Origin of the sequence: Leifsonia sp. SIMBA_070 (assembly GCF_046534635.1) — a bacterium.
GTDB lineage: Bacteria > Actinomycetota > Actinomycetes > Actinomycetales > Microbacteriaceae > Leifsonia.
Genome location: NZ_JAWRYK010000001.1, coordinates 388,270 through 407,465, shown reverse-complemented (window position 1 = coordinate 407,465; position 19,196 = coordinate 388,270). Strand labels below are relative to the sequence as shown.

Here is a 19,196-nt window from a genome sequence, read left to right as displayed (position 1 = left end):
GGTCGCCGGGCGGCGGGAACTCTCCCGCCGCCCGGCCCCACCCCTACCCAGATCTCCTCCGGAGGCACACATGTCAACGTCGAACGTCGTCGCCCCCTCGTCCACCCAGACCGGTCGTGACGGCACACCGCCTGTCCGCGCCGGCGTCAAGAAGAACCGCCGCCAGCAGAGTCGCTGGGCCCTCTACCTCATCGTCCCCACGCTCGTCCTCCTCGCCATCGTCATCGGCTATCCGGTGGTCAGCGCGATCGTGATGTCCTTCCAGAAGGACGCCGGCCTCGATCCCGCCACCGGCCTGTTCGTGCAGGGCGGCTTCGCGGGCTTCCAGAACTACGCGCACTGGCTGTTCCAGCAGTGCGCCGGGCCGAACGGCACCACGATCAGCTGCCCGCCCGGCAACCTCGGCTCCAGCTTCTGGAGCGCCGTGTTCGTCACCTTCTTCTTCACCGTGACGACCGTCGTCCTCGAGACCCTGCTCGGCCTCTGGTTCGCGCTGATCATGAACCGCGCATTCCGCGGCCGCGGCTTCGTCCGCGCCGCGATCCTCATCCCGTGGGCGATCCCGACCGCCGTCACCGCGAAGCTCTGGTTCTTCATCTTCTCGGTCGCCGGTGTCGCGAACGCCGTGCTCGGCGCTCACATCCTCTGGACGAGTGACGAGTGGGCGTCCCGTTTCGCTGTCATCATCGCGGACACCTGGAAGACGACGCCGTTCATGGCGCTGCTCATCCTCGCCGGCCTCCAGGTCATCCCCGAGGACGTCTACGAGGCGGCGAAGGTCGACGGCGCAGGCACCCTGCAGCGGTTCTGGCGTGTGACACTGCCGCTGCTGAAGCCGGCGCTCATGGTCGCCATCCTGTTCCGCGTGCTCGACGCGCTCCGCATCTACGACCTGCCGCAGATCCTGACCGGAGGCGGTGGTGGCACAGGTCATGCCACGACGACGCTGTCGATCCTGGTCGTCGACCAGATCAGGCAAGGGTTCAACAGCGCGGCAGCACTCTCCACCATCACGTTCATCATCATCTTCCTGATCGCGTTCATCTTCGTCCGATTGCTCGGGACGAACGTGGTCCGAACACAGGAGACCCAGCAGAAGGGGGCGAAGTGATGACCGCCGTCGCCGGACAGGCCGCCGCAACCGCCGAAGCGGGCGCGCTCCCCCGCACCCGCACCACCAACCGCTCCGGGCGCCGTCGCCGGAACGCCAGTGCCCGCACGGGCATCCAGGCGCTCGTGATCGTGATCTGGTGCCTCCTGCCGTTCTACTGGATGGTCGTCACCTCGTTCCGCGAGGTCGGCTTCACGAGCGACAACACGCCCTGGTTCACCCACGTCACGCTCGACAACTACGCGACGGCGCTCTCGACGAAACTCGGCAACAACCTGCCGGGCGCCCTGCTGAACTCGCTGTTCATCGGGCTCTGCGTCACAGCCATCTCGCTGGTCGTCGGCATCTTCGCCTCGTACGCCCTCGCCCGGCTCGACTTCCGGTTCAAGGGCATCGTGCTCGGCATCATCCTCGCCGCGTCGATGTTCCCCGGCGTCGCGCTGATCACGCCGCTGTTCCAGCTGTTCACCAACATCGGCTGGATGGGCACCTACCAGGCGCTGATCATCCCGGAGATCTCGTTCGCACTGCCTCTGACGGTCTACACGCTGAACTCGTTCTTCCGGGAGATGCCGTGGGACCTCGAGGAGGCGGCCCGCATCGACGGGTGCACGCAGGCGCAGGCGTTCCGCAAGGTGATCCTGCCGCTCGCCGCCCCAGCGGTGTTCACGACCGCGATCCTGGCGTTCATCTCGTCGTGGAACGAGTTCCTGATCTCCAGCCAGCTGTCGAGCGACGCGACCCAGCCGGTCACCGTGGCCATCGCCTCCTTCACCGGCAGCCAGCCGCACCAGGAGCCGTACACCGCGATCATGGCGGCCGGGACGATCGTCACCGTCCCGCTGATCATCCTGGTGCTGATCTTCCAGCGCCGGATCGTCGCGGGTCTGACGGCCGGCGGCGTGAAGGGCTGACCATGCGGTTCAGCGACTCCCGTGAGATGGTCGACGTCGGCCTCGGCTTCGTCGGCTTCTTCGCTGTCGCGTTCTTCGGGATCACGCTCTTCTGCGAGCTGACCGGCGAACCGGCGCTCGGGTGGGCGCTCACGCTGCTGGCGCTCGTGCTCGCCTTCATCGGCCTCCTGCAGCTGCGCCGCCGCATCCTGGCGCGGCGGCAGGAGGCCGAGGAGGCGCTGCTGCGCGCCCAGCAGGACGTCTGAGCGGCGCGCCCATGCCCGGGATCGAGGAGGTCGCGCGCGCGACGGGCGTCTCGACGGCCACCGTCTCGCGGGCGCTGCGCGGGCTCCCGAACGTGTCGGACAAGACGCGGGCGGCGGTGCGCCAGGCGGCGGACGAGCTGGGCTACGTCGCGTCGTCGAGCGCGTCCGGCCTCGCCAGCGGGCGGACCCTCGCCATGGGGGTCGTCGTCCCGTCGGTGAGCCGCTGGTTCTACACCCAGGTGCTGGAGGGCGTGGATGCGGAACTCCGGTCGGCCAGCTACGACATGATCCTGTTCAACCTGGGCGGCCACCGCGGAGACCGTGAGCGCGTGTTCCACCGCAGCATCCTGCGCAAGCGCACGGACGCGCTCCTCGCGCTCTGCCTCGACTTCACCACAGACGAGCGGGAGCAGCTGGCCTCGCTGGGTCACCCGACGATTGTGGTCGGCGGCCCGGTGAAGGGTCTGCGCAGTGTCGGCATCGACGAGACGTCCACCGCCTACACCGCCACGACGCACCTCATCTCGCTCGGTCACACCGCGATCGCGCACCTCGGCGGCGAGGACGAGGAGGGCCTCAACAGCCAGGTGCCGATCGGGAGGCTGCACGGCTTCAAGGATGCGATGCGCGACGCGGGACTCCCCGTCCGTCCCGAGTGGGTCATCCCCGGTGGCTTCTCGCTGCCGGAGAGCCGCGCGGCGATGCACCGCATGCTCGGCCGCCCTGGACCGCGGCCGACCGCGGTCTTCGCCGGCTCCGACGAGATGGCTTTCGGCGCGATCCTGGCGGCCGGGGATCACGGCCTCCGCGTGCCGGACGACCTCTCGGTCATCGGCATCGACGACCACGACTACGCGGCGGGCTTCGGGCTGACCACGATGGCGCAGGACCCGTTCGAGCAGGGAGCGACGGCGGCGCGCATACTGCTGGACGAGCTGGCAGGCGCCGAGCCCCGGACCGGTTCCGTGCGCTCGCCGGTCAGCCTGGTGGTGCGATCATCCACCGCGCCGCCGCGTTGACGCCGGAGAACAGCCGGGCTTCTGAGAGAATGGTTTCGCGGCCGTCCGGCTGAGCGCGCCTTTCGGGTAGGCACGGTCAGCACATGGAGGCCGCCCGTCGGGCTTTCGGGGCCCGTATGACGGGGAGAGCCGCCCAGGCTAGGCCGGGGCGGCTCTCCGCATATCGGGGGTTCTTCGGGGCTGGCCCGGAGGTCCGCCTCAGTCGGCGTCCGCGAGGGACAGCACTTCGGCCTCCTGCTGGGTCGACTCGTGCGGCGCATCCACCCGCTTCAGGTGCTTGTGGCCGATCAGGATCAGCGCGGTGGCGACGAGCACCGAGATGCAGCCGGCGTAGAAGGGCATCGCCGGGCCCACCATGGCGGCGAGAAGCGTGGCCGCGGGAGGCGCGATCGCCCCGCCGAGGAAGCGGACGCCCGAGTAGGCGCTCGACGCCACGGAGCGTGGCAGGTCGGTGGCCTCCATCACGCACTCGGTCAGCACCGTGTTCAGGATGCCGAGCAGCAGCCCGCCGACGATCACGCACACGATCAGCGCGACCAGCGAGCTGACGAACAGGCCGGCGGCGAGCAGGTCGAGCGCGAGCAGTGGCATGACCAGCCACAGCACGCGGGTGCGCGGCATCCGTGCGGTCAGCAGCGGAGCGACCAGGACCGACGTGATGGCGAGTGCGAGGCCCCAGCCGAAGAAGATCAGGCCCAGCGTGATCGCATCCTCGACACCGAGCGGCACCAGCGCGAACGGCGTGTAGGCCAGCAGCACGAAGAAGCCGATGTTGTAGAACAGCGCGGCGGCGGCGAGGAAGCCGAGAGCGGGACGGCCGAGCGCGCGGAACGGAGCGGACAGGCGCGTCGGCTGCGGCTTCTCGGGGTTCTTCTTGAGCAGGGAGACGATCGCGATGAAGCCGATCGCCATCAGGGTGGCCGTTCCGAAGAACGGGCCGCGCCAGCTCCAGCTGCCCAGCAGCCCGCCGAGCAGCGGGCCGATCGCGATGCCGAGCCCGAGGGCCGCCTCGTACAGGATGATGGCCGACGAGGTGCCTCCGGACGCCGCACCGACGATGGTCGCCAGCGCCGTGGAGATGAACAGGGCGTTGCCGAGGCCCCAGCCGGCGCGGAACCCGATGATCGACTCGACGTTCTGCGAGAGGCCGGCGGCGAGCGCGAAGACCACGATCAGGGCGAGTCCGATCAGCAGCGTCTTCTTCGCGCCGATGCGGCTGGAGATGAAGCTGCTGAAGAACATGGCGATGCCGGTGATCAGCAGGTAGCTCGTGAAGAGCATCTCCGTCTCGGTGGGTGTCGCCTGGAGGCTCTTGGCGATCGCCGGGAGGATCGGGTCGACGAGCCCGATGCCCATGAAGGCGATGACGGACGCGAAGGCGACCGCCCAGACGGCGGTCGGCTGTTTCAGGATGCTGGTGGGGCTTTCATGCGACATGGAGGTGTGTCGGCTCCTTGGCTGTTCTGCGGATGGGGAGGTGGGGGTGCGAGGGCGGGTGCGGTCAGCGGCTGCCGGCCAGCGCGGCCGAGGCGGCGGCGGAGAGGTCGACGCGTGACCCGATGATCTCGACGGTTGATCGCATGGCGGCGAGCTCGTCGTCGCTGAGGTCGGCGAACATCGGCACGAGAGCGGCGGACAGCTCGTCCCGCCAGGTCTGGAGCGCGTCGGCGCCCTTCGCCGTGATGGCGATCTGCCAGGCGCGGGCGTCGGCGGTGTCGGCGATGCGCTTGACCCACTCGGCGTCGACGAGGTTGCGGACGATCTTGGTCATCGTCGGCTGCGAGACCCGGCTGTGCGTGGCGAGTTCGCCGAGGCGCATCGCGCCGACGGTCTGGAGGACGCTGAGCGTGCGCCAGGTCGCAGGCGACTCGGTGCTCCCGGTGACGCGGGCGGCGAGACGGGTGAGGCGGTGTGCGGCGACCACGAGGTCGCCGAGGATCTGGTGGAGTTCGGGAGTCTCGGGCATGAGAACAATTATATATAGCTTGCCTATGTTAATCAAGTTCGCGGCGGGCGAGGACGTAGCCCTGCGGCGACTTCTCCGGCGGCACCGGCTGCCGGGTCAGCTCGGCCTGCACAGTGAACCCCGCCTCCGCGAGCCGCGAGCGCACGCGCTCCGGAACCTGCCGGCGGGTGTGCAGTTCGAGGGCGTGCCCGTACGCGTGCGTCAGGTGCACCACCTCCTCCCCCACCTGGAACGCCAGGAGCAGCACGCCGCCCGGGCGGACGACCCGGGCGAACTCGGCGTAGAGCTCGTCCTGCCGCTCCTCCGGCGTGTGGATGACGGAGTACCACGCCAGCGCGCCGGCCAGCTGCCCGTCGGCGAACGGCAGCGCCGCCATGGAGGCGACCTCGAAGCGGATGGCGGGATGGTCGCGCCGGGCGACCTCCACCATCCCGGGCGAAAGGTCGATGCCCACCACGTCGAGCGCGAGGCCTGCCAGATATCCGGCGATCCGCCCGGGGCCGCAGCCGAGGTCGCCGACCAGCCCGCCTCCGGCCCGCTGAACCAGCTCGGCGAAGGCGCCCAGCATCACGCGGTCGTACGTGCTCTCCGCGAGGTCGTCCTGGAGCAGCTCGGCGTAGTCCTCCGCGACGAGGTCGTAGGCGGTGCGGGTCTCGGTCACGTCATCGGGTTCGGCAGTCACGGTCGGAGTCTAGGGGCGAGGGGCGACGGAGCGACTGACGACGAAGCGCCCCCGGCCGGGCTGGCCGAGGGCGCTTCAGAGGTGTTACCGCAGGTACCTGTCGTAGAGGAGGGTCCTGCGGCACAGATCCGGCGGGTGGCAACCGCTGTCGCGGTCCTCGCCGTGGAGCATCGCGTGACCGAAGTCGCGCAGTGCGGAGGCGTAGGCACGCCAGGTGCTGGTACTCATCGTGGTTCTTCTTCCGGTTGTGCGTCCTTGCACACCGATGCACGCGGGCAGGCGCGATCGGACGCGTGGGATGGTTGAGCATCCGCGTCCGGACGTCGTTAAACGCACGGAGGGCGTCGCCCCATTGCGGGGGCGACGCCCTCCACAACACGGACACTCTCTATAAAGGAGGAGTCCGCGTCGCGATCAGACGACTGTCAGCCTGTCTGCAGAAGAGCCCCGACGGGGCGTCGACTACTTGAGGGTGACGGTGGCGCCAGCCTCTTCGAGCTGAGCCTTCGCCTTGTCGGCGGTCTCCTTGTTGGCGCCCTCGAGCACGGTGCTCGGTGCGCCGTCAACGAGGGCCTTCGCCTCACCGAGGCCGAGGCTGGTGAGGGCGCGCACCTCCTTGATGACCTGGATCTTCTTGTCACCGGCGGCCTCGAGGACGACGTCGAAGGAATCCTTCTCCTCGACCTCTTCGGCGGCGGCGCCCGCACCACCGGCGGCCGGGGCGGCCACGGCGACGGGGGCGGCGGCGGTGACCTCGAAGGTCTCCTCGAACTTCTTCACGAACTCGCTCAGCTCGATGAGCGTGAGCTCCTTGAACGCGTCGAGCAGCTCGTCAGTCGACAGCTTTGCCATTGTTCTCTCCTTAGTGTGTGTGGTTACTCACCGCTGTCCTGGTCCGTGAGGACTCAGGCAGCGGACTCCTGCTTCTCACGCAGCGCGTCGACCGTGCGAACGGCCTGCGACAGCGGTGCGTTGAACAGATATGCGGCTCCGAACAGCGAGGCCTTGAAGGCGCCGGCCAGCTTGGCCAGCAGAACCTCACGGGACTCGAGGTCGGCGAGCTTGCCTACCTCTTCTGCGGTCAGGGCGTTACCGTCGAAGTAACCGCCCTTGACCACCAGCAGAGGGTTTGCCTTGGCGAAGTCACGCAGCGACTTCGCGACGGCGACAGGGTCACCGTGCACGAAGGCGATCGCGGACGGCCCCGCGAGCTCGTCGTCGAACGACGAAATGCCCGCGTTGTTGGCCGCGATCTTGGTCAGCGTGTTCTTCACCACGGCGTACGTCGCGTGCTCACTGATGGACTTGCGCAGCGTCTTGAGCTGGGCAACAGTGAGACCGCGGTACTCGGTCAGCAGAACGGCGGCAGAGCTCTCGAACAGTCCCTCGAGCTCGGCAACCGTGGCTTCCTTGTTCGCCATGGCCTACTCCTCAATCTTCTTCGTCGCACATCGCGGAGGCGATGTGCCCGCCAAAGTCGCTGGGCAACGGTGCCGCAGGCAAAGAAAAAAGCTCCGGCGCAGAGGCACGGAGCTGGCGACGCAGAAGACTGCGGAACTTGCTTCATACACCTGCGCGGGCGCCCACCTGAGTGGATCTTCGGTCATGCATGCACGACGACCAGCGGTCTTTGGCTCCGATCAGAGTACGGGATGCCGTCCTCCGGCGCAAATCGGGTCAATCCGCGCTGACCGGCGCCGGGGCCGGAGCTGCCGCGGGCTCCGGAGCGGGCGCCAGCGGGAGCCTCACCGTGAAGACGGTGCTGCCAGGCTCGCTGGCGACCGTCACCTCTCCCCCGTGAGCGAGGACGACAGCGTGGACGATCGCGAGTCCCAGACCGGTGGATCCGGTGGCCCTGTTGCGCGAGCTGTCGCCCCGGGCGAACCGCTCGAAGAGCGTCGCCTGCAGTTCTTCGGGGATGCCGGGGCCGTCATCGGCGACCGTGATCACCGCCGTGCCCGTTTCGGCGTCCGCACGGAGACCCGCGGTGACCTTCGTGCCGTCGGGCGTGTGCACCCGGGCGTTCGCCAGCAGGTTCATCAGCACCTGGTGCAGCCGAGGAGCGTCGCCGAGCACCTCGACGGGCTCGTCGGGCAGGTCCAGCATCCACTCGTGGTCGGGGCCTGCCGCGTGGGCGTCGCTGAGCGCGTCCACCAGCAGGAGGGTCACGTCCACCGGGTCGCGGTCGAGCTCGCGGCCCTCGTCGAGGCGCGCCAGCAGCAGCAGATCCTCTACCAGGGAGGTCATCCGCGTCGCCTCCGACTCGATGCGGCCGAGGGAGCGGGTCACGTCCGGCGGGAGCTCGTGCGGGGCGCGCCGTGTCAGCTCGGCGTAGCCGCGGATGGAGGCGAGCGGCGTGCGGAGCTCATGGCTCGCGTCAGCCACGAACTGGCGCACCTTCTGCTCGCTCGCCTGGCGTGCGGTCAGGGCCGACGCCACGTGCCCGAGCATCCGGTTGAGGGCCGCTCCCACCTTTCCGACCTCGGTGTGCTGATCGGTGTCGGCCTCCGGCACCCGGACGGAGAGCGCGACGTCGCCGCGGTCGAGCGGCAGCGACGCCACCTGCTCCGCGGTGCCGGCGACGCGCTCCAGCGGGCGCATCGCCAGGCGCACCACCACATTCGCGATCAGGAAGGCGAACACCAGACCGGCCAGCGTGACCAGCACGATGACGAGCGTCAGCCGTGCGACCGTGGCGTTCACGTCGCTGAGCGGCAGGCCGATGATGACGCTGTCGCCGTTGCTGAGCTGCGCCGCCGCGATGCGGTACGAGCCGACGGCCGGACCGAGGTCGACTGTGCGTGGCTTCTGGTCAGCGGGAACGCTCAGGAGGGCGAGCCCGTCGATCGTCACCGGCTTCGGAGCGAGCGGCTGGTTGGCGGAGGAGTCCGGTGGCCGGTCGGCGAGGATCACCGGGCGGAACAGCAGGCCGCCGTCCGCGCTGCGGACAGCGCCGAGGGTTCCCGTCGGCTGCCCGGGAGTCTGGACCACCCCGGCCGCTTCGGGCACGGTCGGGCCGCCGGCGTTGATGCGGTCGGCGGCGTGCTGTCCGCGTTCGAGGGCGGAGGTGAGCTGCCCGTCCAGCCGCTGCATCAGGTAGTTCTGGAGGGCGAAGACGCTGACGGTCCCGATCACGGCGCCGAGCACCGCCAGCATCGCGACGACCACGAGCACGACGCGGCTGCGCAGCGTCCAGGAGCGGAACGGCCGCAGGCGGGGGAACCGGCGTCTCGCGGGTCGGGCGTCCGGTGCGGTGGTCGGTGGGGCGGCGGTCGGTGGGGCACCCGCGACGCGGGCTGAGGTCACTGCGCGGCCTTCACCATGTAGCCGGCGCCCCGGACCGTGTGGATCATGGGCGCGCGACCGGCGTCGATCTTCTTGCGCAGGTACGAGATGTACAGCTCGACCACGCTGGAGGACCCGCCGAAGTCGTAGCTCCACACCCGGTCGAGGATCTGCGCCTTGCTGAGCACCCGGCGCGGGTTGCGCATCAGGAACCGCAGCAGCTCGAACTCGGTGGCCGTGAGCTGGATGGGATCGCCGTCGCGGTGCACCTCGTAGCTGTCCTCGTCGAGCACCAGGTCGCCGACGATCAGCACGGGGTCGTCGTGGTCGGCGACCGCCGCACGTGAGCGCCGGAGCAGCCCGCGGAGGCGCGCGACCAGCTCCTCCAGGCTGAACGGCTTGGTGACGTAGTCGTCGCCGCCCGCGGTGAGACCGGCGATGCGGTCGTCGAGCGAGTCCTTCGCGGTGAGGAAGAGGACCGGCGCCTCGTTGCCGTCCGCCCGCATGCGCGAGAGCACCTGCAGGCCGTCGATGTCCGGAAGCATGATGTCGAGCACGACGACGTCCGGCTTGAACTCGCGGGAGAGCTGGAGGGCCTGCTGACCGTTCGCGGCCGTCTTGACGTCCCAGTCCTCGTAGTGGAGTGCCATCGCGAGCAGGTCCGTGAGGGTCGCCTCGTCGTCGACGACGAGGACCCGGATGGCGCTGCCGTCCGCGCGGCGCAGGAGGCTTCGGGGCTGGCTGGAGGGGCCGGTGGCGGCGCGAGTGTTGATGGTCACCTTTCCCATTATGAGGAGGCGAATGGATGCCGTCTTTGCACAACCTATGAAGTCTCTGAGCGGCGCCCCTCTCCCGTCAGCGACGGGAGAGGGCTGTCTCCTCCGTGACTCTGGTCAGCTTCTGCGGGTTGCGGACGAAGTAGAGGCCGTCGATCCTGCCACCGTCCAGGTGCGCAGTGAGGATGCCATCCAGTTCGCCGCCCACGTAGACCGCGAGCGCCGGGCTGCCGTTCACGACTGTCGTCTGGACGGTGACCTCCGCCGGGGCCTTGCTGAGGCCTCCTGCCACGAAGCGCGTGACCTTGTCGGCCCCGACGATGGGGCGGAGCGCCGCCTGCTTGATGCCGCCGCCGTCGCTCAGCAGGACCACGTCGGGCGCGAGCACATCGAGCATCGGGCGCGGGTCGCCGCTCTCGAGGGCGACCCGCAGGGTCTCCAGCGCGGCGCGCGCCTCCGTCGCAGAGACGGCCACCCGCGGGCGGCGCGCCTCCACGTGCTCGCGGGCCCGGTGGGCGATCTGGCGCACGGCCGCGGGCGACTTGTCGACGGCCGCCGCGATCTCCGCGAACTCGAACCCGAAGACCTCCCGGAGCACGAACACCGCGCGTTCGGTCGGCCCGAGGGTCTCGAGCACGACCATCAGCGCCATGGACACGCTCTCCGCCAGCTCGGCGTCCTCCGCGACGTCCGGAGACGTGAGCAGCGGCTCGGGCAGCCACGGCCCGACGTACGTCTCGCGCCGGCGCTGAGCGCTGCGGAGACGGTTGAGGGCCAGCCGGGTCGCGATCCGCACGAGGTACGCGCGCGGCTCGCGGACCTCGTCGTGGTCGACCCCGGACCAGCGCAGCCAGGTCTCCTGCAGCACGTCCTCGGCGTCAGCCGCGGAACCGAGCAGCTCGTAGGCGACGGTGAAGAGGAGGTTGCGGTTGGCGACGAAGACCTCGGTCGCCGGATCCGGCACGCGTGAGCCCATCCTCATCCCCTGTCTGCGGCCGTCGCCAGGACGTCCCCCGCTGCGATCATACGGCGGCGGCCGCGGTCCCCGAGGACCGCCGGCAGGCGTGTGATCCCGGGGTGCCGCGCCTCGAGCGAGAGCTGCTTCACGGTGCCCCAGCAGATCAGCTCCTTCACCCGGGCTCCGGCGCGACCGTCGATGCGCATGGCCGTCGCCGTGTCGTCACGATGCTCGACCTGGAAGATGCCGCGCTCCCTCCCGAGGCTCAGGCAGAGACCGACGAAGCCCATCGAGAACGGCTCGGGGGTCTCCCCCGCGATCCGGCGCAGAACGGTGTCGGCTGCGTGCCCGCCGAGGGGGCCGGCCGCCTGGCAGCTCATCCGCAGGGGGACACCGGAGGGCGCCGCCGAATCCCCTGCGGCCACGATGCGGTCGTCGTCCACGCTGGTCAGCGTCTCGTCGGTGAGGAGGCGGCCGATCGGGTCGGTGATCAGGCCGCTGCGCCGCGCCAGCTCGGGGACGGAGAAGCCGGTCGTCCAGACGGTGATGGCGCTGGGCAGGATGCGACCGTCGGCGAGCTCCACCGCATCCGCCGACACGGACACCGCTCGGGATCCGGGGCCGTCCTCCACGGTCACGCCGAGGGCGGCCAGCTGCCGGTGGACGGACCGGCGCGTTCGCGGGTGCAGGGTGGGGCCCAGACTCCCTCCGCAGAGCAGCACCACGTTTCGTCCGCCCTCGGCCAGCTCGGCGGTGACCTCGATGCCGGCAGGGCCGGCGCCCACCACAGCGACCGGCGCTGCGGCATCGACCTCGGCGAGCGCGGCGCGCAGCCGTCGGGCGTCCGAGAGGTCGGCGATGGGCAGCGCATGCTCGCGCGCGCCAGGGACGTCGGCGACCACGCCGCCGCTGCCAGCCGCGTAGACCAGGTAGTCGTAGCCGAGCACCTCGCCGGTGGCGAGCCGGACGCTGCGCTGGGACGCGTCGATCCTCTCGACGGCGCCGACGAGCAACCGAACGGATGGCGCGAGCACGTCGCCGAAGTCCACCACGGCATCGTCGGACCCGCCGGCCAGCTGGTGGAGCCGGATCCGCTCCACGAACACCGGCCGCGGGTTGACGAGCGTGACCTGCACCGCGTCGTTCCGGGTGAGACGGTTGGCTGCGGTCACCCCCGCGTAGCCGCCTCCGACGACGATCACGTGCGTCCGGTTCTGCATGGTTCTCTCCTTCTCGAGGCTTCTGAACATGCAGACACGGCAGCGGCACAGCGTGTGACATCCCACAGGGTGGACCGCACACGGCTAACCCATAGCTTCGCCATAGGGGCTCGAAAACGGCGGTCCTTAACCTCCCGCAAGAAGTTCATCCGACAGCACAGTTTGGAAGCCAATGTTCGGGACCTATCTGCGGCGCGAGTTGTTCAACCGCCGCAAGCAGACGATCATCATCGCCATCGGCATGGCGCTGGCGATCGCCCTCGTCATCATCGTCAACGCCGTCTCCGCCGGCGTGAAGCAAGCGCAGGAGAGTGTCCTGCAGTCCGTCTACGGCGTCGGCACCGACATCACGGTCAGCCAGCCCGCCGCCGCCCAGGGTGCGACCGCCGACCAGGCGGCAGGAGGCGGACCGCGGTTCGACTTCGGGGCGAACGCCGGAACCGACACGGGCACTGCGCGGCAGGTGAACACCTCCCGGCTCCAGGCGACCCGCGGGACCACCGTCATGGACGCGACCACGCTCGCCACCGTCGAGAAGGTGAACAACGTGGATGCGGCCGCTGCCGTGCTCTCCCTCACCAACACCAGCTTCAGCGGCACGCTGCCCGACTTCGCCCAGCTCCGCCAGGAGCGCCAGAGCGGCCAGGCGACCCAGTCGACCGCCCCGCCGACCGGCGGCTCCGACGGCGCCGGCGGCAGTTCCTTCACCGTCGACTCGTTCTCGGTGCTCGGGCTCGACCCGGCCGGCAAGTCGGTCGGACCGCTCGCCTCCGTCACCCTGACCGGCGGGCGCAGCTTCGCCGCGGCCGACAAGGGCAAGGACGTCGTGGTGCTCGACGCGAGCTACGCCAAGACCGCGAGCAAGGCCGTAGGCGACAAGATCACGATCGGCGGGACCGACTTCTCCGTCATCGGCATCGTCGCGGCCACCGGCTCCGACTCCACCACGGCCGCGAACGCGTACATCCCGCTGGACGTCGCGCAGACCCTGGCCGGCCAGAGCGGCAAGATCTCCTCGGTCTACGTGAAGGCGGCCTCGTCCGGCGACATCGCCCAGATCAAGACCGACCTCACCAAGGCGGTCTCCGGCGCGACCGTCAGCACCCAGGCCGACCTCGCCTCCACCGTGTCCGGCTCGCTCGGCAGCGCCGGCGAACTCATCGGCAACCTCGGCACCTGGCTCTCGGTCATCGTGCTGGCCGCAGCGTTCCTCATCGCCATCCTGTTCACGATCTCCGGCGTGACCCGGCGCACGCGCGAGTTCGGCACGCTGAAGGCCATCGGCTGGTCCAACGGCCGCGTCGTCGGCCAGGTGGCCGGCGAGTCCGTGGTGCAGGGCCTCATCGGCGGCGTGATCGGCGTCGCGGTCGGCCTCCTCGGCGTCCTGGTCGTGAACCTGGTCTCGCCCACCCTGACGGGCAGCATCAGCCACGGAGTCGCCAACGCGGCCGGGGCCACCAGGGCAGGCGCAGGGACCGGAACGGGGACCGGGGCCGAGACCGGCGGCGCCGGGTTCGGGGGCGGTGCCGGATTCGGCGGGGGCGGTGCGTTCGGCGCCGCACGCCAAGCGGCGACGACCTCTGCGGACATCGCGCTCCACGCACCCGTCACGATGTGGATCATCGTCGGCGCCGTCGCACTGGCCGTCCTCGGCGGCCTGCTCGCCGGAGCCATCGGCGGCTGGCGCGCATCGCGCCTCCGCCCCGCCGCCGCCCTCCGCTCGGTCGCCTGAGCCGGTCACCACCCAAGGAGCAAACGATGTACACCCTCACCGATGTGACCAAGAAGTACACCCAGTCCAAGCGCCAGGTCGTCGCACTGAACGACGTCACCCTGGAGATCCCCGACGGCCAGCTGGTCGCCATCCAGGGCCCCACCGGCGGCGGCAAGTCGACCCTGCTGCAGATGCTCGGCGCGCTCGACCGGCCCACGTCCGGCTCGGTGCAGCTGGGCGCGGACAGCCTCTCGAAGCAGCGGGATGCCCGGCTGGCGAAGATCCGCGCCAAGGAGATCGGCTTCGTCTTCCAGGGCTTCAACCTCATCCCGACGCTCACCGCCCAGGAGAACGTGGAGACGGCGCTCGCCCCCCTGGGTGTCAGCTCCGCCGAGCGGAAGCGGCGCGCCGCCGAGGCGCTCGCCTCCGTCGGGCTCGCCGACCGCGGCAACCACCTGCCCTCCGAGCTCTCCGGCGGTCAGCAGCAGCGGGTAGCCATCGCGCGCGCCCTCGTGAAGGACCCTGAGGTCCTCCTCGCCGACGAGCCGACCGGCAACCTGGACGAGGAGACCCGTGACGAGATCATGGACCTCCTCGAGGGCTTGTGGCGAGACCGCGGGCTCACCGTGGTGATCGTGACCCACGACACCGCGGTCGCGAAGCGCGCCCAGCGGCGGCTCCACATCAAGCACGGCGCGGTGACCGAGGTCGCCTGAGCCGTCGCCCGCTCAGCGGGAGCGGGCAGCGAGAAGCCGGATGAACTGTGCGACGTCATCCGGCTTCTCCTCTGCCATGAAGTGGCCGGCGTCGATCGGCTGGTACGTCGAGTCGTCCGACCAGGCGCCCCAGATCGCGCTCGCGTCGAAGCCGAGCTGCGACCCCCAGTCCTGCGACAGGACGGCGACCGGCATGGCGAGGCGCCGTCCCGCCTCCCGGTCGGCGCGGTCCTGCTCCAGGTCGATCCCGGCGCTGGCGCGGTAGTCTGCGACGATCGAGGGCACGGCGTCCACCGAGCTGTCGATGTAGTGCCGGCGCACCTCCGGAGTGAACGTGGAGCCGTCGGTGTCCCAGGCATCGAGGAAGGACGCGAAGAAGTCCTCGGCGACCGCTGCGATCATCCGCTCGGGGAGGCCCACCGGCTGCGCCATCAGGTAGAGGTGCCAGGCAACCTTCGCGTCGACGCCGTGCAGAACCTCCCAGGTGTCCAGGGTCGGAAGCACATCGAGGATGCCCAGGTACCGCACCCGGTCGGGGTGGTCGAGGGCCGCGCGCACGCCGACGAGGGCTCCGCGGTCGTGGCCGACCAGCCCGAAACGGTCGTGGCCGAGCGCGGCGGCGACGGACACGACGTCCTCCCCCATCGTGCGCTTCGAGTAGGTCTCCGGGCCGTCCTCCTCCGGCTTTCCGCTCTCGCCGTAGCCGCGGAGGTCGGGGACGATGACCGTGTGCTCCGCGGCCAGGCGCTGAGCCACCTCCCGCCACATGTAGTGGGTCTGCGGGAAGCCGTGCAGCAGCACGAGCGCGGGGCCTGAACCTCCGACGGCGACGTGGAGGGGGACGCCTGCCTGGCCGGGAATGGTGGCGTAGGTGAATCCGTCGATGGTGGGCATGGGTCTCCTCGGAGGTTGTGCGGGTGAGTGTGGGAAGGAGTGCGCCGGTGCGTCAGGCGCCGGCGTCGCCTGACGTGCGGCCGGAGAAGATGCCGGCCGGGAGGGCGCCGGTCCGCTTCGCGCTTGCCTGCAGGGCCGGGATCAGGACGGCGTCGACCAGGGCCTCCAGGTACTCGGGAGGCGTCGCCAGGCCGTTCAGCCGCCGCAGCAGCAGGACCGACCCCGTCACCTCCTCGAAGGCGAAGGGATCGACGCCCTCGGGGAGCTCGCCGCGGGCGACCGCCGCGGCGACGACGGACGCCGGCAGCCGGGCGCCGGTGGGCCCGACCGTCTGTTCGATCGTCTCGCCCAGCTCGGGATCGTCGAAGCCGGCCTCCAGGAGTGCGAGCGCCGTCTGCCCGTCGGTGGACTGCATCGTGGTGAGGAGCCTGCGGCAGAGGGCGAGGAGGTCACCGCGGAGGGAGCCGGTGTCGATCGGGCCATCGTCGTCACGCCCCGCGGGGCCTGCTTTCACGGCCGCGACCACCATGTCGCGCTTCGTCGCCCATCGTCGGTAGAGCGTCGGCTTGGATGCCCCGGCACGGCGGGCAACCTCTTCATAGGAGACGCCGTCGTAGCCGCGCTCCGTGAGCAGTTCGTTGACCGTGCTCAGGATGTGCGCGTCGAGAGCTTCGTCGCGCGGGCGACCGCGTCGGCGGGAGGATTCGGAATACGACACGTTCCGTATCGTAACACCGAAAGCGGCTACCGGGGAACCGGGACCACGACCATCCCGAGCGCCTCGGCGAGGACGACGGCCTGCCGCTCGTCGATCACGGTTCCGCGCAGGACGACCTCCGAGGGGTCGACGCCCGTGAGGTCGCTCCCGGCGATGCTGGCGGCGGTGAGGTCCGCGCCGGTCAGTGCGGCGGCGCTCAGGTCGCAGCCCTCGAATCGGGCCTCCTGGCACCGGGCCTCCGAGAGGTCCGCCTCGCGCAGGCGCACGCCCTCGAACGACGCGCCCTTCAGCTCCGCCCGACGCAGGCCGACGAACGACCAGTTGCCGCCCTCCACCTTCAGGAGGGCGAACTCGCAGCCCTGGAAGATGCTGCCGGTCAGCTTGCACCGGCGGAAGGCGCTGTCGAAGAAGTTGCAGAACTCGAACCGGCAGTTCACGAACGCGGAGTCGGTGTGCTCGCTCACGTTGAAGCGGACCTTCCGGAACACGCACTCGGTGAACGTCGCGCCGTTCGACCTCAGCTCGGTCATGTCGACGTCGTCGAACACGACGCCGGTGTACTCCACCCCGTCCAGCTCGCGCCCGTACCAGTCCTCGCCCTTGATGGTCTCCTCAGTGCCCGTCACGCCCCGAGCCTAGCCGGGCGCGAGCGTACCTTCTTCAAGGACGTCGGTCGTCATCCTCGCGTCGGTCGTCATCCTCGCCTCGGTCGTCATCCTCGCGTCGGTCGTCATCCTCGCGTCGATCGTCGCCGCGATCCGGGGGTGGGTGCGCGACCGGCGAGCCCGGGTCAGTCCTGGTTGCTGAAGGCCGCGTCGAACGACGCGGTCGGCTGCTTCCAGAGCAGGGAGCGGATGTAGCCGACGGCCTCCTTCGCGCCGTGCAGGCGGTCCATCCCGGCGTCCTCCCACTCGATGGAGATGGGGCCGGCGTAGCCGATCGACTCGAGTGCCCGGAAGGCGTCCTCCCACGGCACGTCGCCGTGGCCGGTGGACACGAAGTCCCAGCCGCGGCGCGGGTCGCCCCAGGGCAGGTGCGACCCGAGGACTCCGGCACGGCCGTTCTTGGGCCGGAGGCGGGTGTCCTTGCAGTCGACGTGGTAGATGCGGTCCTGGAAGTCGACGATGAAGCCGACCGGGTCGATGTCCTGCCACATCATGTGGGACGGGTCCCAGTTGAAGCCGAACGCCTCACGGTGATCGATCGCGTCGAGCGTGCGGACGCTGGTCCAGTAGTCGTAGGCGATCTCGGACGGGTGCACCTCGTGGGCGAAGCGCACGCCTTCGCCGTCGAACACGTCGAGGATGGGATTCCAGCGGTCGGCGAAGTCCTGGTAGCCGCGGTCGAACACCTCAGCGGGGACCGGCGGGAACTGGGCGACGTACGGCCAGATGCTGGAGCCGGTGAAGCCGACCACCGTGTCGACGCCGAGCTTGCGGGCGACCTTCGCCGTCAGCTTCAGCTCTTCGGCTGCGCGTTGGCGCACGCCCTCCGGGTCGCCGTCGCCCCACACCTTCGAGCCGACGATGGCCTGGTGGCGGAAGTCGATCGGGTCGTCGCAGACCGCCTGACCCTTCAGGTGGTTCGAGATGGCCCAGACCTTCAGGCCGTAGCGGTCGAGGATGTCGAGGCGGCCCTGCAGGTAGGCGTCGTCTTCGGCGGCGCGCCAGACGTCGAGGTGCTCGCCCGAGCAGGCGATCTCGAGGCCGTCGTAGCCCCACTCCGAGGCGTACTTCGCCACCTCCTCCAGCGTCAGGTCGGCCCACTGGCCGGTGAAGAGGGTGACCGGGTGCGTGCGACCCGACTCGGTGGCGCTGTCGCCGCTGGTGACATCAGTCATTCGTTGTTCCCATCTCGATCCAGGTTCCCGACTCGGCCGAGTCGATCACCGCGTCCGTTATCCGCACGGCCCGCAGGCCGTCGGTGAAGCGCGGCAGCCCCTCCGGGCTCTCGCCCGCGACCGCCGCGTAGCTGTCGGCGACGAACGCGTTGAACGCATCCTGGTAGCCCTGGGGATGCCCGGAGGGCACCACGCAGAGACGCGCCGCGTCGTGGCTCAGCTGGTCCGCGTCGCGCGGGATCAGGAGGCTGCCCTTCCGGCGACCCACCCAGAGCGTCTCCGGCTGCTCCTGGTCGAAGGCGACGCTCTCGGAGCTGCCGGCGATCTCGAGCCAGAGCCGGTTCTTGCGGCCTGGCGCCACCTGTGAGACGAGGAGGGTACCCAGTGCGCCGGAGCGCGTCTCGATGACCACGGCGGCCGAATCCTCGGTGGTGATACCGGCGTGGGCGGCGCGCTCGGCGAAGACGGTCCGCTTCGTGGCGGCGACCCGGCTGACCCGGTCGCCGCTGATGAACTCGACCAGGTCGACCAGGTGCGATCCGATGTCGGCGAAGGCGCGCGACCGGCCGCCCTGATCGGCGTCGACGCGCCAGTTGTCGTCGGCGGCGCCCAGCAGCCAGTCCTGCAGGTAGGAGGCGTTGATGCTGAGCACGCTGCCCGCCTCGCCCGAGGCGAACCGGGAGCGCGCCTCGCGCACCATGGGGTGGAACCGGTAGACGAACGGCACGGTCGCCGTCCGGCCCTCGGCCGCAGCGACCAGGGACTCGGCATCGGTCACGGAGGTGGTCAGCGGCTTCTCGCAGACCACGTCTTTGCCTGCGGCGAGTACGGCGGCCGCCTGCTCGGCATGCAGGGCGTTCGGCGTGGTGACGTGCACCACGTCGATCGTGTCATCGGCGAGCAGCTCGTCGAGGGAGCCGTACGCCCGGGCGATGCCGAGACGGTCGGCCGCCGCGACCGACCGCTCGGGCGTCGACGAGACGATGCCGGCCAGGTCGGCTCGCGCCGCCCGTGCGGCGCGCGTGTGCACCTCGGCCATGAACCCACCGCCGACGATCGCCACCCGGAGGCGCGAACCGGCGGTGCTCTCGTCGCGGCGGGTGAGTCCGCCGTTCGTCGCGCTTGCGTCCGTCATGTC

General features: G+C 70.2%; 21 protein-coding genes. 6 read left to right on the top strand and 15 right to left on the bottom strand.

Features of this window, described 5'->3' with window-relative positions; genetic code table 11:
- Positions 1 to 70: 70 nt before the first annotated feature.
- Genes SB754_RS01865 through SB754_RS01850 form a run of 4 tightly spaced genes read left to right on the top strand, consistent with a single transcriptional unit; the run spans position 71 to position 3,289 of the window.
- Complete coding sequence (locus tag SB754_RS01865; RefSeq protein WP_410780655.1) at positions 71 to 1,111, top strand: carbohydrate ABC transporter permease; 1,041 nt, start codon at positions 71 to 73, stop codon at positions 1,109 to 1,111.
- Complete coding sequence (locus SB754_RS01860; RefSeq protein WP_410780654.1) at positions 1,111 to 2,025, top strand: carbohydrate ABC transporter permease; 915 nt, start codon at positions 1,111 to 1,113, stop codon at positions 2,023 to 2,025. The genes SB754_RS01865 and SB754_RS01860 overlap by 1 nt, the downstream gene beginning before the upstream one ends.
- 2 nt (positions 2,026 to 2,027) lie before the next feature.
- Positions 2,028 to 2,270, top strand: coding sequence for a hypothetical protein (locus tag SB754_RS01855; protein ID WP_410780653.1), 243 nt, complete (start codon positions 2,028 to 2,030; stop codon positions 2,268 to 2,270).
- An 11-nt stretch (positions 2,271 to 2,281) separates the two neighbouring features.
- A complete protein-coding gene (locus tag SB754_RS01850) occupies positions 2,282 to 3,289 on the top strand; it encodes a LacI family DNA-binding transcriptional regulator (RefSeq protein ID WP_410780652.1) in 1,008 nt (335 codons plus the stop codon).
- 198 nt (positions 3,290 to 3,487) lie between these two features.
- Here the strand turns inward: SB754_RS01850 and SB754_RS01845 are convergent, their stop codons facing one another.
- The 10 genes from SB754_RS01845 to SB754_RS01800 all read right to left on the bottom strand — a co-directional run bounded on the left by SB754_RS01845 (position 3,488) and on the right by SB754_RS01800 (position 12,176).
- Positions 3,488 to 4,726 carry an MFS transporter gene (locus SB754_RS01845; RefSeq protein ID WP_410780651.1) on the bottom strand — a complete coding sequence of 413 codons (1,239 nt, stop codon included), beginning with the start codon at positions 4,724 to 4,726 and terminating at the stop codon, positions 3,488 to 3,490.
- A 64-nt stretch (positions 4,727 to 4,790) separates the two neighbouring features.
- Positions 4,791 to 5,255 carry a MarR family winged helix-turn-helix transcriptional regulator gene (locus SB754_RS01840; protein WP_410780650.1) on the bottom strand — a complete coding sequence of 155 codons (465 nt, stop codon included), beginning with the start codon at positions 5,253 to 5,255 and terminating at the stop codon, positions 4,791 to 4,793.
- Between the two features lie 28 nt (positions 5,256 to 5,283).
- A complete protein-coding gene (locus tag SB754_RS01835) occupies positions 5,284 to 5,937 on the bottom strand; it encodes a class I SAM-dependent DNA methyltransferase (RefSeq protein WP_410780649.1) in 654 nt (217 codons plus the stop codon).
- A gap of 84 nt (positions 5,938 to 6,021) precedes the next feature.
- Positions 6,022 to 6,165 carry a hypothetical protein gene (locus SB754_RS01830; protein WP_410780648.1) on the bottom strand — a complete coding sequence of 48 codons (144 nt, stop codon included), beginning with the start codon at positions 6,163 to 6,165 and terminating at the stop codon, positions 6,022 to 6,024.
- Between the two features lie 234 nt (positions 6,166 to 6,399).
- Positions 6,400 to 6,789 carry a 50S ribosomal protein L7/L12 gene (rplL, locus tag SB754_RS01825; protein ID WP_064110997.1) on the bottom strand — a complete coding sequence of 130 codons (390 nt, stop codon included), beginning with the start codon at positions 6,787 to 6,789 and terminating at the stop codon, positions 6,400 to 6,402.
- 53 nt (positions 6,790 to 6,842) lie between these two features.
- On the bottom strand, positions 6,843 to 7,358 hold the full coding sequence (gene rplJ / locus SB754_RS01820; RefSeq protein ID WP_410780647.1) for a 50S ribosomal protein L10: 516 nt from the start codon (positions 7,356 to 7,358) through the stop codon (positions 6,843 to 6,845).
- A 256-nt stretch (positions 7,359 to 7,614) separates the two neighbouring features.
- A complete protein-coding gene (locus tag SB754_RS01815; RefSeq protein WP_410780646.1) occupies positions 7,615 to 9,243 on the bottom strand; it encodes a sensor histidine kinase in 1,629 nt (542 codons plus the stop codon).
- Positions 9,240 to 10,010, bottom strand: a complete 771-nt coding sequence (locus tag SB754_RS01810; RefSeq protein ID WP_410780645.1) for a response regulator transcription factor — start codon at positions 10,008 to 10,010, stop codon at positions 9,240 to 9,242. Before SB754_RS01810 ends, SB754_RS01815 begins: the two co-directional genes overlap by 4 nt.
- A gap of 67 nt (positions 10,011 to 10,077) precedes the next feature.
- On the bottom strand, positions 10,078 to 10,974 hold the full coding sequence (locus SB754_RS01805; protein ID WP_410780644.1) for an RNA polymerase sigma-70 factor: 897 nt from the start codon (positions 10,972 to 10,974) through the stop codon (positions 10,078 to 10,080).
- A gap of 2 nt (positions 10,975 to 10,976) precedes the next feature.
- The gene (locus SB754_RS01800; RefSeq protein ID WP_410780643.1) at positions 10,977 to 12,176 is read right to left on the bottom strand and encodes an NAD(P)/FAD-dependent oxidoreductase; all 1,200 of its coding nucleotides are present in this window, start codon (positions 12,174 to 12,176) and stop codon (positions 10,977 to 10,979) included.
- Between the two features lie 172 nt (positions 12,177 to 12,348).
- On the opposite strand from SB754_RS01800, the gene SB754_RS01795 reads away from it, so the two are divergent.
- Positions 12,349 to 13,908, top strand: a complete 1,560-nt coding sequence (locus tag SB754_RS01795; protein WP_410780642.1) for an ABC transporter permease — start codon at positions 12,349 to 12,351, stop codon at positions 13,906 to 13,908.
- A gap of 26 nt (positions 13,909 to 13,934) precedes the next feature.
- Positions 13,935 to 14,606: an ABC transporter ATP-binding protein gene (locus tag SB754_RS01790; RefSeq protein ID WP_410780641.1), complete on the top strand. Its 672-nt coding sequence runs from the start codon at positions 13,935 to 13,937 to the stop codon at positions 14,604 to 14,606.
- 12 nt (positions 14,607 to 14,618) lie between these two features.
- Here SB754_RS01790 and SB754_RS01785 read toward each other — a convergent pair whose 3' ends face one another.
- The 5 genes from SB754_RS01785 to SB754_RS01765 all read right to left on the bottom strand — a co-directional run bounded on the left by SB754_RS01785 (position 14,619) and on the right by SB754_RS01765 (position 19,193).
- Positions 14,619 to 15,500, bottom strand: a complete 882-nt coding sequence (locus SB754_RS01785) for an alpha/beta fold hydrolase (protein ID WP_410780640.1) — start codon at positions 15,498 to 15,500, stop codon at positions 14,619 to 14,621.
- Positions 15,501 to 15,552: 52 nt separating this feature from the next.
- Positions 15,553 to 16,218, bottom strand: coding sequence for a TetR/AcrR family transcriptional regulator (locus tag SB754_RS01780; protein ID WP_410780639.1), 666 nt, complete (start codon positions 16,216 to 16,218; stop codon positions 15,553 to 15,555).
- A 26-nt stretch (positions 16,219 to 16,244) separates the two neighbouring features.
- Positions 16,245 to 16,844: a pentapeptide repeat-containing protein gene (locus tag SB754_RS01775; RefSeq protein ID WP_410780638.1), complete on the bottom strand. Its 600-nt coding sequence runs from the start codon at positions 16,842 to 16,844 to the stop codon at positions 16,245 to 16,247.
- 164 nt (positions 16,845 to 17,008) lie between these two features.
- A complete protein-coding gene (locus SB754_RS01770) occupies positions 17,009 to 18,058 on the bottom strand; it encodes a sugar phosphate isomerase/epimerase family protein (RefSeq protein WP_410780637.1) in 1,050 nt (349 codons plus the stop codon).
- Positions 18,051 to 19,193 carry a Gfo/Idh/MocA family protein gene (locus SB754_RS01765; protein ID WP_410780636.1) on the bottom strand — a complete coding sequence of 381 codons (1,143 nt, stop codon included), beginning with the start codon at positions 19,191 to 19,193 and terminating at the stop codon, positions 18,051 to 18,053. Before SB754_RS01765 ends, SB754_RS01770 begins: the two co-directional genes overlap by 8 nt.
- Positions 19,194 to 19,196: the final 3 nt, after the last annotated feature.